Raw genomic sequence first — 15,107 nt, 5'->3', positions numbered from 1 at the left:
TTATAAACTGCCCAAATGAAACTAAATGGGAATCCTCCGGTGAAGTTCGTAAAGTATTTATTCATCCTTGCAGTCTGTTGCATTCTGCTGGGAGCAGGCTCGATTTATGGCCTGTACAAATTTATTGAGCCACAGCTACCTGATGTCGCCACGCTGAAAGATGTGCGGTTACAAATTCCAATGCAGGTCTATAGCGCTGATGGCGAATTGATTGCGCAGTATGGTGAAAAGCGTCGTATTCCCGTCACATTGCAGCAAATTCCACCGGTTATGGTAAAAGCGTTTATCGCGACCGAAGACAGCCGTTTTTATGAACATCACGGCGTCGATCCGGTCGGGATTTTCCGTGCGGCCAGCGTCGCGCTCTTTTCCGGCCACGCTTCGCAGGGGGCCAGTACCATTACGCAGCAGCTGGCGCGTAACTTCTTCCTCAGTCCTGAACGTACTCTGATGCGTAAACTGAAAGAGGTTTTCCTGGCCATCCGCATCGAGCAGTTAATGAACAAGGATGAAATCCTTGAGCTCTACCTGAATAAAATTTACCTCGGCTATCGCGCTTACGGCGTGGGTGCGGCGGCGCAGGTCTATTTTGGCAAATCGGTGGATCAGCTAAGCCTGAGCGAAATGGCGGTTATCGCCGGTTTGCCGAAGGCGCCGTCCACATTTAACCCGCTCTACTCTCTTGACCGCGCCACCTCCCGGCGCAACGTGGTGCTGGGGCGTATGCTCAGCGAGCACTACATTACTCAGGAGCAGTACGACCAGGCCCGCGCGGAACCTATTGACGCTAATTACCACGCACCGGAAATTGCCTTTTCTGCCCCTTATCTTTCGGAGATGGTGCGTCAGGAGATGGTCAACCGCTACGGCGAGAAAGCCTACGAAGATGGCTACCGCGTCTATACCACCATCACCCGTAAAGTGCAGCAGGCCGCGCAGGACGCGGTGCGCAACAACGTGATGGATTACGACATGCGCCACGGTTACCGCGGCCCGTCGAACGTGTTGTGGAAGCCCGGCGAGCAGGCCTGGGATAGCAAGAAAATCACCGATACCCTGAAAGCGCTGCCGACCTACGGGCCGCTGGAACCGGCGGTGGTGACGGCGGCGAATCCGCAGGAGGCCACCGCCCTGCTTAGCGACGGCACGTCAGTGTCGCTGCGCATGGATGGGGTACGCTGGGCGCGCCCTTACCGCTCAGATACCCAGCAGGGGCCAACGCCGCGTAAGGTGACGGATGTGGTGCAAACCGGCCAGCAAATCTGGGTCCGCATGGTTAACGAAGCCTGGTGGCTGGCGCAGGTGCCGGATGTCAACTCGGCGCTGGTCTCCATCAACCCGCGCGATGGCGCTGTACTGGCGCTGGTAGGCGGCTTCGATTTCAACCAGAGCAAGTTTAACCGTGCAACGCAGGCGCTACGCCAGGTGGGTTCGAACATTAAACCGTTCCTCTACACCGCGGCGATGGATAAGGGCCTGACGCTGGCAAGCATTCTGAACGACGTGCCCATCTCCCGCTGGGATGCGGGTGCAGGCTCCGACTGGCGGCCCAAGAACTCGCCGAATGAGTATGCGGGCCCAATTCGCCTGCGTCAGGGGCTTGGACAGTCGAAAAACGTGGTTATGGTGCGCGCGATGCGTGCGATGGGCGTCGATTACGCGGCGGAATACCTGCAGCGCTTCGGCTTCCCGGCGCAGAATATCGTGCATACCGAGTCGCTGGCGCTGGGGTCCGCATCGTTTACGCCGCTCCAGGTCGCCCGTGGTTACGCGGTCATGGCCAACGGCGGTTTCCTGGTCGATCCGTGGTTTATCGCCAAAATCGAGAACGATCAGGGCGGCGTGCTGTTTGAGGCGAAGCCGAAAATCGCCTGCGCCGACTGCGATATTCCAGTGATTTACGGCGATACGCCGAAATCGGACATGCTGGAAAATAAAGATATGGAGAACGTGGCCATTTCGCAGGAGGAGCAGAATCCGTCCGTCCCGATGCCGCAGCTGGAGCAGGCTAACCGCGATCTGGTGGCAAGAAGCGGCGGCGAAGAGTACGCCCCCCACGTCATCAGCACGCCGCTGGCGTTCTTAATTAAAAGCGCGCTGAACAGCAACATTTTCGGCGAACCGGGCTGGCAGGGTACGGGCTGGCGCGCAGGCCGCGATCTGAAACGTAATGATATCGGCGGTAAAACCGGGACGACCAACAGCTCGAAAGATGCCTGGTTCTCAGGCTATGGGCCGGGCGTGGTGACCTCCGTCTGGATCGGTTTTGACGACCATCGCCGTGATTTAGGCCGCACCAGCGCATCCGGAGCGATAAAAGATCAGATCTCCGGCTATGAAGGCGGGGCGAAAAGCGCCCAGCCAGCGTGGGATGCCTACATGAAAGCGGTACTTGATGGCGTGCCGGAAGAGCCGCTAACGCCGCCGCCGGGCATTGTTACCGTCAATATCGACCGCAGCACCGGGCAACTGGCCAGCGGCGGCAGCAGTCGACAGGAGTACTTTATCGAAGGGACGCAGCCGACTCACCAGGCGGTACATGAAGTGGGAACGACCATTATTGATAATGGCGAGACGCACGAGTTGTTCTGATTGCAGCAGCCTCCCGGATGCGGCGTAATAACGCCTTATCCGGGCTACGCAAGCCAAACTATAAAAAAGCGCGAAAGCGCTTCTTTTATAGCCGTCCCTGCCCTTTCAGCCACTCCCTCAACAGAAAGAGCGCGCTGACGTTACGGGCTTCATGAAAATCAGGCTCTTCCAGCAGATCCATCAGATGGGCAAGAGGCCAGCGCTCCTGCGGCAGAGGCTCCGGCTCGTCTCCGGGCAGCGATTCGGGATAGAGATCCTCAGCCACCAGGATATTCATTTTGCTGGAAAAGTAGGAAGGCGCCATGCTGAGTTTTTTCAGGAAGGTGAGGTTATGCGCGCCGAAACCCACCTCTTCTTTAAGCTCCCGGTTAGCCGCCTCATAGATAGTCTCGCCAGGGTCGATTAACCCTTTCGAGAAACCCAGCTCATACGATTCCGTACCCACGGCATATTCGCGGATCAGAATAATGTGATCGTCCACGACAGGCACAATCATCACCGCCTCGCGCGTGGAGGGCCGCATACGTTCATAAACGCGTCGTTCGCCGTTGCTGAACTCCAGATCCACGCTTTCGACATTAAAAAGCCGTGAAGAAGCAACGGTTTTAACGTTCAGAATGGTGGGTTTTTGCAATGATTTGCTCATTATTATCGGTCTTTCCAGAGAATACTGCCGTCATTGTGCGACATACCACACGGTTTCGGCAATGCACTTGCAGTTTCATTTACAATTCTGCAACCTGATTGTATTGCTCCTCCAAATAAACCTAAAAGTCAAGAGGTTGAAATCAAACTAAGAATTTGCTGATATTCCAATTATCGCGGCTTTGCTAAACTCCCGCGAGTGGCCAGGCGCGTCTTATAAAATCAACGAGTTGCCTGGTACTCTTCTCATTACATTGATTACGTGGAATAGGGTGCGACTGACTACACCTGTTAAAATAAGTAAAATGGGGAAAGCATGAGCACCATGTTTATTTTTCTCGCTGCTATGCTGGCCTGCGCATGCCTTGTCGGGTGGTTTTACAGAATGCGATCGCAACGGCGATATCGTCTGCCACATCAGCAAGCCTTCGCTGGCGCGACAACCCGTAAATTAACTCCAGATGAGCGCAACGCCGTTGAAAATTATCTGGAATCGCTCTCCCGTATCCGCCAGGTACCCGGCCCCACCGGCGCCACCACTGCCCCCGTTTCTCTTGCGCTTAACGCGCAAAGCAATACCGTTATCAGCGTTACGCGCGCCATTACCCGCTATGGCATTACCACCGATGCGCCCAATAAATGGCGTTACTATCTCGATTCCGTGGAAGTCCATCTCCCGCCGTTCTGGGAGCAGTACATTAACGACGAAAACAGCGTCGAACTGATTCGCACGGATACCCTACCGCTGGTGATTTCCCTGAACGGCCACTCGTTGAGCGAGTTCAGGCCCGATGAGCAGGCACTGCTGCCGGAGCACCCCGCGTCGCATCACTCCGCCATACGTGGTGAAGAGTCAGAACAAATTGAGCTGCTCAATATCCGTCATGAAACCCCGGAAGAGTATGCGCTAAGCCGTCCGGACGGCATGCGCGAGGCGCTGCTTATTTGCACTTCACTTCTCCTCTTTTTCTTCTGCCTCGTCACGCCCGACGTGTTTGTGCCGTGGCTGGCTGGCGCGGGCATTATGCTGCTCGCCGCCGGGCTTTGGGGGCTGTTCGCTCCCCCAGCCCGAAACGCCCTGCGTGAAATCCACTGCCTGCGCGGAACGCCCAAGCGCTGGGGGCTGTTTGGCGAAAATAATCAGGAACAGATCAATAATATTTCTCTGGGCATTATCGATCTGATTTACCCGCGTCACTGGCAGCCGTTTATTGCCCAGGATCTGGGACAGCAGACGGATATTGATATCTATCTGGACCGGCATGTCGTTCGTCAGGGCCGTTTTTTATCGCTTCATGACGAGGTAAAGAACTTCCCGCTGCAGCACTGGGTGCGTAGCGCCGTTATCGCATTTGGCGCGCTGGTGGTGCTGATAATGCTGCTGCTGTGGGTACCGCTGGATATGCCCATCAAATTTACGCTTTCGTGGATTAAAGGCTCGCAGACCATTGAAGTAACCAGCGTCAACCAGCTCGAAGAGACCCGTCTGCGCGTGGGCGATGCCCTGAGCATTCGCAGTACCGGTATGTGCAGCATCCATTCAGCCGGCAACTGGACCGCACGGCAAAGCTCGCCTTTTACGCCGTTCGACTGTTCGCAGATTATCTGGAATGATGCGCCGCCGCTGCCGTTGCCGGAATCGGAGACGGTCACGAAAGCGACCGCGCTGGTTCAGGCGGTAAACCGGCAGCTTCATCCTACGGCGGATGAGGCTTCCCATGTCAGCCCGGCTCTGCGCAGCGCGATTCAAAAATCGGGCATGGTGCTGCTGGACGACTTCGCCGAGATTGTGCTGAAAACCCAGGATTTGTGCGCTGCGCAGGACGACTGCCTGCGCCTGAAAAACGCGCTGGTGAATCTCGGTAACAGCAAAGACTGGGAGACCCTGACCGCACGCGCCAGCGCGGGCAAGCTCACGGGCGTGAACGTGCTTTTGCGGCCGGTCAGCGCGGAATCTCTCGATAATCTGGTCACCACCTCTACCGCGCCGTTTATTTTGCGGGAAACCACCCGCGCCGCGCAGGCCCTGAACAGCCCGGCTCCCGGCGGCTTTTTGATTATCAGTGAAGAGGGCAGCGAGCTGGTGGATCAGCCCTACCCTCCCGTCGCGCTGTATGACATTCCGGCTACGGAGCAGTGGACGGAATTTCAGCGGCTGGCGGAAATGCTGATGCAAACGCCGTTTAGCGCCGAAGGCATTATCACCAATATCTCCACGGACGCTAACGGGACACGCCATATTCGCCTGCACCGTATGCCGGACAACAGCAGCGGCCTGTGGCGCTATATCAGCACCTCGCTTCTGCTACTGGCTTTAGTGGCCTGTTGCCTCTACAACGGTTTTCTGGCTGTGCGCCGCTATCATCGTAACCGCACCCGTCTGACGGAGATCCAGCGTTATTACGAAAGCTGCCTCAACCCAACGCTGATGACCCACCCCGATAACCTCAGCTGATAACCGATTTGCGCGTCCGTGTGTTAATCTGACGCGCATTTCTCTTTCTGGCCGGAGTTTTCCCATGCACACTGATATCGACTGGCAGAACGTAGACACCGTTCTGCTGGATATGGATGGTACGCTGCTCGATCTCGCCTTCGATACCTATTTCTGGCAAACGCTGGTGCCTGAAACATTCGGCGAAAAACAGGGTATTACCCTTGCCCAGGCGCAGGACGTCATCCGCCAGGCGTATCACGCGGTGCAGCATACGCTAAACTGGTACTGTCTGGACTACTGGAGCGAGCGGCTTGGGCTGGATATCTGCGCGATGACCACACAGCAGGGGCCACGGGCGGTATTACGTGAAGATACGGTTCCGTTTCTTGATGCGCTGAAAAAAAGCGGCAAACGGCGCATTTTGCTGACCAATGCGCATCCGCATAATCTGGCGGTCAAACTCGAACATACCGGTCTCGCTTCGCACCTTGATTTATTACTTTCCACCCACACATTTGGTTATCCGAAAGAGGATCAGCGTTTGTGGCAGGCCGTAGCGCGCGAAACAGGTTTAAACCCCGAAAGAACCCTGTTTATTGACGACAGCGAGCCGATTCTGGATGCCGCCGCCACGTTTGGTATTCGTTATTGCCTGGGCGTGACCAACCCGGATTCCGGGCTGGCGGAAAAGCGCTATCTGCGCCATCCCGGTATGAACGACTATCGCCGCCTGATTCCTTCGCTGAGCCGACAGGAGGGTTAATGAAAGAACAGTCGACGCCTGAGGTCCGCCTGGACAAATGGCTGTGGGCGGCGCGCTTTTATAAAACGCGCGCGGTGGCCCGCGAAATGATCGAAGGCGGCAAAGTGCACTACAACGGCCAGCGCAGTAAGCCGAGCAAGCTTGTGGAGCTTAACGCCACTCTGACGCTGCGGCAGGGCAATGACGAACGCACGGTCATTGTGAAAGGCATTACTGAACAGCGCCGCCCTGCCAGCGAAGCCGTCCTGCTCTATGAAGAGACGGCGGAGAGCGTCGAAAAACGCGAAAAAGTGGCGCTGGCGCGCAAGATGAACGCGCTGACCATGCCGCACCCGGATCGTCGGCCTGACAAAAAAGAGCGCCGCGACCTGCGAAAATTTAAATTCGGTGACAGCGAGTAACGCGCACCCGCAAGAGAGAAAACTATGGCTCAACATGACCAATTACACCGTTACCTGTTCGAAAACTATGCCGTGCGCGGCGAGCTGGTAACCGTTTCTGAAACCTGGAAGCAGATCCTCGAAAATCACGACTATCCGCAGCCGGTGAAAACCATTCTCGGCGAGCTGCTGGTCGCGACCAGTCTGCTGACCGCGACCCTGAAATTTGCCGGGGATATCACCGTGCAGTTGCAGGGCGACGGCCCGATGAGCCTGGCAGTCATCAACGGGAATAACCGCCAGCAGATGCGCGGCGTGGCGCGGGTACAGGGCGATATCGCCGACGATGCGGATCTGAAAACCCTGGTGGGCAATGGCTATCTGGTCATTACCATCACCCCGGAAGAGGGCGAACGCTATCAGGGCGTGGTAGGCCTCGAAGGCGACACGCTGGCGGCCTGCCTGGAAGATTACTTCCTGCGTTCCGAACAGCTGCCGACCCGCCTGTTCATTCGTACCGGCAACGTCGAAGGCGCACCGGCCGCAGGCGGCATGCTGCTGCAGGTTTTACCGGCGCAGGATACCCAGGCCGAGGACTTCGAGCATCTGGCGACGCTGACGGAAACCATTAAAGCCGAAGAGCTGCTTGAGCTTCCGGCGCAAGAAGTGCTGTGGCGTCTGTATCATGAAGAAGAGGTCACGCTGTACGATCCGCAGGAGGTGGAGTTCAAATGCACCTGTTCGCGCGAACGCTGCGCTGGCGCGTTAAAGACGCTGCCTGATGAAGAAGTGGATAGCATCATCGCTGAAGAGGGCGAGATCGATATGCACTGCGATTATTGCGGCAACCACTACCTGTTTAATGCGATGGACATTGCGGAAATCCGCAACAACGCCTCTCCTGCCGACCCGCAGGTGCACTAATCCCCCCGCTGCGCTATTTATCACGCCACCTCACGGTGGCGTTTTTGTTTTGCGCGTCACGTTTCTGCTAAAATGCCCGGTGAAAGTCTTACGTAATTTACTTTCATGAAAGCGATTACAGTCACAAACCTGCCGTTTAAAATACTGCTTTATGTCGCTTTGATAACATTAACTCGATGAATATGTCTATTATTGCCAGAATCTGTATCGCCCCGTGACCTTTGTCACAGCGTTTTCCGTATGTTTGCGTTTGTCGAGATACGTAAATCTATGAGCCTCATCGCGGTCAGCGGATAAAGAACAACCCTACAATTTCAGGCAGTACATATTGGCTAAGGAGCAGTGACATGCGCGTTAACGAATTAACCCCGCAGGATCTCAAGGCTTATGGTATCAACGATGTCCAGGATATCGTTTACAACCCCGACTACGATACGTTGTATCAGGAGGAGCTCCGTCCAGATCTGCAAGGATACGAGCGTGGCGTGTTGACCAATTCCGGCGCTGTCGCGGTGGACACCGGTATTTTTACCGGCCGCTCGCCGAAAGATAAGTACATCGTCCGTGACGACATAACCCGCGACACCGTCTGGTGGTCCGATAACGGTAAAGGTAAGAACGACAACAAACCGCTCACGCAGGAAGTCTGGCAACATCTTAAAGGGCTGGTGACGCAGCAGCTTTCCGGCAAGCGTCTGTTTATTGTCGACGCCTTTTGCGGCGCCAACGTTGATACCCGCCTTTCCGTCCGCTTTATTACCGAAGTCGCCTGGCAGGCCCACTTCGTGAAGAATATGTTCATTCGCCCGACCGACAGCGAATTACAAGCGTTCGAGCCCGACTTTATCGTGATGAACGGCGCGAAGTGCACCAACCCGCAGTGGAAAGAACAGGGGATGAATTCAGAAAATTTCGTCGCCTTTAATCTTACCGAGCGCATTCAGTTAATTGGCGGCACCTGGTACGGCGGCGAGATGAAAAAAGGGATGTTCTCAATGATGAACTACCTGCTGCCGCTCAAGGGTATCGCCTCAATGCACTGCTCGGCGAACGTGGGCGAAAAAGGCGATGTGGCGGTCTTTTTTGGGCTCTCCGGCACCGGTAAAACCACCCTTTCCACCGACCCGAAACGCCGACTGATTGGCGACGATGAACACGGCTGGGATGACGATGGCGTCTTTAACTTTGAGGGCGGCTGCTACGCCAAGACCATTCGCCTGTCGGAAGAGGCCGAGCCGGACATCTTCCACGCTATCCGCCGCGATGCGCTGCTGGAAAATGTGGTCGTGCGCGCTGACGGCTCCATCGACTACGATGACGCCTCCAAAACGGAGAACGCCCGTGTCTCCTACCCTATTTATCATATTGATAATATCGTTAAGCCGGTTTCTAAAGCCGGGCACGCCACCAAAGTTATCTTTCTGACAGCGGATGCGTTCGGCGTTCTGCCGCCGGTTTCCCGCCTGACGGCAAACCAGACGCAGTATCACTTCCTCTCTGGCTTTACCGCTAAACTTGCCGGCACCGAGCGCGGCGTTAACGAGCCGACGCCTACCTTCTCCGCCTGCTTTGGCGCGGCGTTCCTGTCACTCCACCCGACGCAGTACGCCGAGGTGCTGGTGCAGCGGATGCAGGCGGCAGGCGCGCAGGCGTATCTGGTCAATACCGGCTGGAATGGCACAGGAAAACGCATCTCCATTAAAGATACGCGGGCGATCATCGACGCCATTCTTGACGGTTCGCTGGATGATGCCGAGACCTTTACCCTGCCGATATTCGATCTGGCGATCCCCACCTCGCTGCCGGGGGTAAACCCGGCGATCCTCGATCCGCGGAATACCTACGGTTCGCCGGAGCAGTGGCAGGAGAAAGCCCAAACGCTGGCGAAACTGTTTATGCAGAATTTCGAGAAGTATACCGATACGCCAGCGGGCGCGGCGCTGGTGAGCGCAGGTCCAGGGTTATAGCCAAACGGCAACGCACAGGCTTCCCGGATGCGGCGCTAAACGCCTTATCCGGGCTACAAATTTTTGTAGCCCGGATAAGCGTCATGCGCACCCGGGAGGTCCGCATGCAGCTACAGATCTCAGCTCTCTTTAACCTGCCCACGCGTGACCGGAACCGGTAGCCAGGCGCGAATACAGAGCCCGCCACGCTCGCTGGTGCCCAGCTCCAGCAGGCCGTTGTGGTTGTCCACAATACGCTGAACAATCGCCAGCCCCAGGCCTGTGCCGCTGGTGCTGCGGGCGCTGTCGCCGCGCACAAACGGCTGGAACAAGTGCTTGCGCTGTTCTGGCTTAATGCCCGGCCCGTCATCCTCCACCTGGAACCAGGCGCGGTTGAGCTCCATGCCGCTGCTAACCTTAATCCACCCCTGGCCGTAGCGCGCCGCGTTGACCACCATGTTGGCGAGGGCGCGTTTAATGGAGAGAGGGTGCATGCGCACCATAATCTCGCCGGGGTGCAATTCGGTATCTATCTCACGCTCGTAGCCGCTCTCTGCGGCAACAACCTCGCCCAGCACCGCATTAAGGTCGGCCAGCTCCATCGGCATCTCCTGGCCGGTGCGCAGATAGTCAATAAACTGCTCGATGATGGCGTTGCACTCTTCGATATCTTTATTGATCGACTCCGCAAGATAGCCGTCCTCTTCCGCCATCATTTCGGTCGCCAGCCGGATGCGGGTCAGCGGCGTGCGCAGGTCGTGGCTCACCCCCGCCATCAGCAAAGTACGGTCGTCCGCCAGCTGCTTCACTCCCGCCGCCATCTGGTTGAAGGCGCGGGTCACGGAGCGCACCTCGGAGGCGCCATATTCACGCAGCGGCGGCGGAATATGCCCTTTCCCCACCTTCAGCGCGGCGTGTTCAAGGTCCACCAATGGCCGGTTCTGGATGCGGATAAAGAGCCACGCGCCGCCTATTGCCAGCAGCATGATCGCCAGCGTATAGCGGAACAGCGGCGAGAAATCGCCCTGGTGGATTTCCGTTAGCGGCACGCGCACCCAGATGTTGGGTGACAGCCATGTTTTCAGCCAGACCACCGGCGAGCTTTTATTGACCTCGACGCGGACTTCCGTCGGGCCGCCAAGCTGCTGCGCCATCTGCTGACTGAGAAATTCATAGTGTTGCGCCCAACGCAGGCCCGCATCTTCTGCGGCCTCGTTGGAGTAGAGCGAGATACCCAGTTCGCGATAGATTTCGCGACGAAAGGCGGGTGGCACCACCAGTTGCGTGCCGTCCTCCAGTTGCAGTTTGTCGGTCATCAGCATACGGACTTCGTAGGCGAGAACCTTATTAAACTGCTGGAGGCTCGGCAGAATGGCGAAGTTCAGCACCACCAGGTAGGTTGTCACCAGGCTTGCGAACAGCAGGGTGACAATCAGCAACAGCGTGCGGGCAAATGAACTGCGCGGCGAGAAGCGCATTCGCCTCATGCTTTAGAGCCGTCCGGTACAAAGACGTAGCCCAGGCCCCACACGGTCTGAATATAACGCGGGTGCGCCGGATCTTCTTCCACCATGCGGCGCAGACGGGAGATCTGTACGTCAATGGAGCGTTCCATTGCCGAATACTCGCGGCCACGGGCCAGGTTCATCAGCTTATCGCGGGAGAGCGGCTCGCGCGGGTGGCTGACCAGCGCTTTCAGCACGGCGAACTCCCCGCTGGTGAGCGGCATCGGCTCGTCTTCGCGGAACATTTCACGGGTGCCAAGGTTGAGCTTGAACTTACCGAAGGCAATGACCGCCTCTTCCTGAGAAGGCGCGCCCGGCAGTTCGTTCGCCTGACGGCGCAGCACCGCGCGAATACGCGCCAGCAGTTCACGCGGGTTGAAGGGTTTCGGGATATAGTCATCGGCGCCGATCTCCAGCCCGACAATACGGTCAACCTCTTCCCCTTTTGCCGTCACCATAATGATCGGCATCGGGTTGCTCTGGCTACGCAGGCGACGGCAGATAGAGAGCCCGTCTTCCCCCGGCAGCATTAAATCAAGAACCATTAAGTGAAAGGACTCACGGGTCAGCAGGCGATCCATCTGTTCTGCGTTAGCGACGCTACGAACCTGGAAGCCTTGCTCGGTAAGATAACGTTCAAGTAATGCGCGTAGACGCATATCGTCATCTACGACCAGAATCTTATAATTCTCTTGCATTGTTTATACTCCCAAAGGATCCGACAATTATGGGTATGTATTCTAAAAAAGTGCGCGTCTACAGCCAGTTAATTCTGGTATAAATTCTAGTCGAAATTGTTACAAAGCATATTTTACAGCAGCTTATCTGGACAATTCATCACAGAAACTACGCTGAGCGCCAGGCTATTTGCAAAGAAATTGATTCGTTAGAAGGCAATAAGATGAAAACGCCCCTGATCACGCGAGAAGGTTATAACAAGCTTAAACAGGAACTGGATTTTCTCTGGCGTCAGGAGCGCCCGGAAGTCACCAAAAAAGTCACCTGGGCGGCCAGCCTCGGCGACCGTAGCGAGAACGCCGACTATCAGTACAACAAAAAGCGCCTGCGGGAGATAGACCGCCGGGTGCGCTACCTGTCGAAGTGCCTGGAGAATTTAAAGATCGTCGATTACTCCCCGCAGCAGGAGGGCAAGGTGTTTTTCGGCGCATGGGTAGAGATTGAGAATGATGACGGCGATACCCTGCGGTTTCGCATCGTAGGCTACGATGAAATTTTCGGTCGTAAGGATTACATCTCTATCGACTCGCCGATGGCCCGCGCGCTGCTGAAAAAAGAGGTGGGCGATGTCGCGGTCGTACAAACGCCCGGCGGCGAGGCAACCTGGTACGTCAACGAAATCGAGTACGTTAAATCGTCCTGAACTTCCCCCGACGGCTGGCATTTTTGCCAGCCAGTCCGTATAACTATCCCCTGATTTTTGATCCACTAGATGAAAAAGCCATGATGAATGATTCGCTCTGCCGCATTATTGCGGGTGAACTCCAGGCACGTGCTGAACAGGTAGAAGCCGCTGTTCGCCTGCTGGATGAAGGGAACACCGTGCCGTTTATCGCACGTTATCGTAAGGAAGTCACCGGCGGTCTGGACGACACGCAGCTGCGTAATCTGGAAACCCGTCTGGGCTACCTGCGCGAACTGGAAGAACGCCGTCAGGCCATTCTTAAATCCATCGGCGAGCAGGGCAAGCTGACCGACGATCTGGCGAAAGCCATCAACGGCACCCTCAGCAAAACCGAGCTGGAAGATCTCTACCTGCCCTACAAACCGAAGCGCCGCACGCGCGGGCAAATCGCCATTGAGGCGGGGCTGGAGCCGCTGGCCGACCTGCTGTGGAACGAGCCGTCCCACGATCCGGAAACAGAAGCCGCGAAGTATATCGACGCCGATAAAGGCGTAGCCGATTCCAAAGCCGCCCTCGACGGCGCGCGCTACATTCTGATGGAGCGTTTCGCCGAAGACGCCGCGCTGCTGGCGAAGGTACGTGATTACCTGTGGAAAAACGCCCACCTGGTTGCTGCCGTGGTAAGCGGCAAAGAGGAAGAAGGGGCCAAGTTCCGCGACTACTTCGACCATCACGAGCCTATCTCCAGCGTACCGTCGCACCGGGCGCTGGCCATGTTCCGTGGCCGCAACGAAGGGATATTGCAGCTTTCGCTCAATGCCGATCCGCAGTTTGATGAACCGCCGAAAGAGAGCCACTGCGAACAGATTATTCAGGATCATCTTGGGCTGCGCCTGAACAACGCGCCGGCGGACAGCTGGCGCAAAGGCGTCGTGAGCTGGACCTGGCGCATTAAGGTGCTGATGCACCTGGAAACCGAACTGATGGGCACCGTCCGCGAGCGTGCGGAAGAAGAAGCGATTAACGTCTTCGCCCGTAACCTGCACGACCTGCTGATGGCCGCCCCGGCAGGCCTGCGCGCGACAATGGGTCTCGATCCTGGCCTGCGCACCGGCGTAAAAGTCGCCGTGGTGGACGGCACCGGCAAACTGGTGGCGACCGACACTATCTACCCGCATACCGGCCAGGCGGCGAAAGCGGCGGTAGCCGTGGCGGCGCTGTGTGAAAAACACAACGTCGAACTGGTGGCTATCGGCAACGGTACGGCATCGCGCGAGACCGAGCGTTTCTTCCTCGACGTGCAGAAGCAGTTCCCGAAGGTCACCGCGCAGAAGGTGATCGTCAGCGAGGCGGGCGCGTCTGTCTATTCCGCCTCCGAACTGGCGGCGCTGGAGTTCCCGGACCTTGATGTGTCCCTGCGCGGCGCGGTCTCTATCGCCCGTCGCTTACAGGACCCGCTGGCGGAGCTGGTGAAGATCGATCCGAAATCCATCGGCGTCGGCCAGTATCAGCATGACGTCAGCCAGACGCAGCTGGCCCGTAAGCTGGATGCGGTGGTAGAAGACTGCGTGAACGCCGTTGGCGTTGACCTCAACACCGCCTCCGTTCCGCTGCTCACCCGCGTGGCGGGACTGACCCGGATGATGGCGCAGAATATCGTCGCCTGGCGCGATGAAAACGGCCAGTTCCAGAACCGTCAGCAGCTGCTGAAAGTGAGCCGTCTGGGGCCGAAAGCCTTTGAGCAGTGCGCGGGCTTCCTGCGCATCAACCACGGCGACAACCCGCTCGACGCCTCAACCGTGCACCCGGAAGCCTATCCGGTGGTGGAGCGCATTCTGGCGGCGACGCAGCAGGCGCTAAAAGAGTTGATGGGCAACAGCAGCGAACTGAAAGCGCTGAAAGCGGCTGATTTCACCGACGATAAATTCGGTGTGCCCACCGTTACCGACATCATCAAAGAGCTGGAAAAACCGGGCCGCGATCCGCGCCCTGAGTTTAAAACCGCGAAGTTCGCCGACGGCGTGGAGACCATGAACGACCTGCTGCCGGGCATGGTGCTGGAGGGGGCGGTCACTAACGTCACCAACTTCGGCGCGTTTGTTGACATCGGCGTGCACCAGGATGGCCTGGTACATATCTCATCGCTGGCCGATAAGTTTGTGGAAGATCCGCATACCGTGGTGAAAGCAGGCGATATCGTGAAGGTCAAAGTGCTGGAAGTGGACCTCCAGCGCAAGCGCATCGCGCTGACCATGCGGCTTGATGAACAGCCAGGCGACAGTAACGCGCGCCGCGGCGGCGGTAACGACCGCGCGCAGGGTAACCGCCCGGCGGCGAAAGCGGCAAAACCCCGTGGCCGCGACGCGCAGCCAGCCGGGAACAGCGCCATGATGGATGCGCTGGCGGCCGCCATGGGCAAAAACGTTAATCTTCTGCCCCCTCCGCGAGGAGGGGGTTTTACCGCTGGAAAAGCTCCCCCTGACAAATTGTCAAAATTATTAACCAACCCGCTCCGCCGCTTGTATTTTTATTGCGTTGATATTCAGTATTAT

Annotated in this window: 10 protein-coding genes and 1 pseudogene; 8 read left to right on the top strand and 3 right to left on the bottom strand. The window is 57.1% G+C overall.

Annotated elements, in window-relative coordinates; genetic code table 11:
- Window positions 1–39 precede the first annotated feature (39 nt).
- Complete coding sequence (gene mrcA, locus ENTHG_RS19490) at window positions 40–2,592, top strand: peptidoglycan glycosyltransferase/peptidoglycan DD-transpeptidase MrcA (protein ID WP_044183696.1); 2,553 nt, start codon at window positions 40–42, stop codon at window positions 2,590–2,592.
- Between the two features lie 85 nt (window positions 2,593–2,677).
- Here mrcA and nudE read toward each other — a convergent pair whose 3' ends face one another.
- Window positions 2,678–3,238 (bottom strand): ADP compounds hydrolase NudE, encoded by a 561-nt coding sequence (gene nudE / locus ENTHG_RS19485; RefSeq protein ID WP_044183694.1) that lies wholly within the window; start codon window positions 3,236–3,238, stop codon window positions 2,678–2,680.
- Window positions 3,239–3,553: 315 nt separating this feature from the next.
- On the opposite strand from nudE, the gene ENTHG_RS19480 reads away from it, so the two are divergent.
- The 5 genes from ENTHG_RS19480 to pckA all read left to right on the top strand — a co-directional run bounded on the left by ENTHG_RS19480 (window position 3,554) and on the right by pckA (window position 9,708).
- Window positions 3,554–5,692, top strand: coding sequence for an intracellular growth attenuator family protein (locus ENTHG_RS19480; protein ID WP_044183692.1), 2,139 nt, complete (start codon window positions 3,554–3,556; stop codon window positions 5,690–5,692).
- A 64-nt stretch (window positions 5,693–5,756) separates the two neighbouring features.
- Entirely contained in the window at window positions 5,757–6,437 is a 681-nt protein-coding gene (yrfG, locus tag ENTHG_RS19475) for a GMP/IMP nucleotidase (protein WP_044183690.1), read from the top strand.
- Window positions 6,437–6,838, top strand: coding sequence for a ribosome-associated heat shock protein Hsp15 (gene hslR, locus ENTHG_RS19470; protein ID WP_044183687.1), 402 nt, complete (start codon window positions 6,437–6,439; stop codon window positions 6,836–6,838). The genes yrfG and hslR overlap by 1 nt, the downstream gene beginning before the upstream one ends.
- A 24-nt stretch (window positions 6,839–6,862) precedes the next feature.
- Window positions 6,863–7,741 carry an Hsp33 family molecular chaperone HslO gene (gene hslO, locus ENTHG_RS19465; RefSeq protein WP_044183684.1) on the top strand — a complete coding sequence of 293 codons (879 nt, stop codon included), beginning with the start codon at window positions 6,863–6,865 and terminating at the stop codon, window positions 7,739–7,741.
- Window positions 7,742–8,088: 347 nt separating this feature from the next.
- Complete coding sequence (gene pckA, locus ENTHG_RS19460) at window positions 8,089–9,708, top strand: phosphoenolpyruvate carboxykinase (ATP) (protein ID WP_044183681.1); 1,620 nt, start codon at window positions 8,089–8,091, stop codon at window positions 9,706–9,708.
- Window positions 9,709–9,827: 119 nt separating this feature from the next.
- Here the strand turns inward: pckA and envZ are convergent, their stop codons facing one another.
- Both envZ and ompR read right to left on the bottom strand, forming a co-directional pair.
- Window positions 9,828–11,174, bottom strand: a complete 1,347-nt coding sequence (envZ, locus tag ENTHG_RS19455) for a two-component system sensor histidine kinase EnvZ (RefSeq protein ID WP_044183678.1) — start codon at window positions 11,172–11,174, stop codon at window positions 9,828–9,830.
- Complete coding sequence (gene ompR, locus ENTHG_RS19450) at window positions 11,171–11,890, bottom strand: osmolarity response regulator transcription factor OmpR (protein ID WP_001157751.1); 720 nt, start codon at window positions 11,888–11,890, stop codon at window positions 11,171–11,173. Before ompR ends, envZ begins: the two co-directional genes overlap by 4 nt.
- A 203-nt stretch (window positions 11,891–12,093) precedes the next feature.
- On the opposite strand from ompR, the gene greB reads away from it, so the two are divergent.
- Window positions 12,094–12,573: a transcription elongation factor GreB gene (greB, locus tag ENTHG_RS19445; RefSeq protein WP_044183675.1), complete on the top strand. Its 480-nt coding sequence runs from the start codon at window positions 12,094–12,096 to the stop codon at window positions 12,571–12,573.
- A gap of 80 nt (window positions 12,574–12,653) precedes the next feature.
- Window positions 12,654–14,975 (top strand): annotated as a pseudogene (locus ENTHG_RS19440) (Tex family protein); the annotation flags it as partial.
- Window positions 14,976–15,107 lie beyond the last annotated feature (132 nt).

Source organism: Phytobacter massiliensis JC163 (genome assembly GCF_000321045.1).
Lineage (GTDB): Bacteria > Pseudomonadota > Gammaproteobacteria > Enterobacterales > Enterobacteriaceae > Phytobacter_A > Phytobacter_A massiliensis.
This window is presented reverse-complemented; position numbering and strand designations above follow the sequence as displayed.

Excerpts from the sequence above, each read along its gene's own strand:
- nudE (WP_044183694.1), bottom strand. The coding sequence starts at position 3,238 with ATGAGCAAATCATTGCAAAAACCCACCATTCTGAACGTTAAAACCGTT.
- ENTHG_RS19480 (WP_044183692.1), top strand. The coding sequence starts at position 3,554 with ATGAGCACCATGTTTATTTTTCTCGCTGCTATGCTGGCCTGCGCATGC.
- yrfG (WP_044183690.1), top strand. The coding sequence starts at position 5,757 with ATGCACACTGATATCGACTGGCAGAACGTAGACACCGTTCTGCTGGAT.
- hslR (WP_044183687.1), top strand. The coding sequence starts at position 6,437 with ATGAAAGAACAGTCGACGCCTGAGGTCCGCCTGGACAAATGGCTGTGG.
- hslO (WP_044183684.1), top strand. The coding sequence starts at position 6,863 with ATGGCTCAACATGACCAATTACACCGTTACCTGTTCGAAAACTATGCC.
- pckA (WP_044183681.1), top strand. The coding sequence starts at position 8,089 with ATGCGCGTTAACGAATTAACCCCGCAGGATCTCAAGGCTTATGGTATC.
- envZ (WP_044183678.1), bottom strand. The coding sequence starts at position 11,174 with ATGAGGCGAATGCGCTTCTCGCCGCGCAGTTCATTTGCCCGCACGCTG.
- ompR (WP_001157751.1), bottom strand. The coding sequence starts at position 11,890 with ATGCAAGAGAATTATAAGATTCTGGTCGTAGATGACGATATGCGTCTA.
- greB (WP_044183675.1), top strand. The coding sequence starts at position 12,094 with ATGAAAACGCCCCTGATCACGCGAGAAGGTTATAACAAGCTTAAACAG.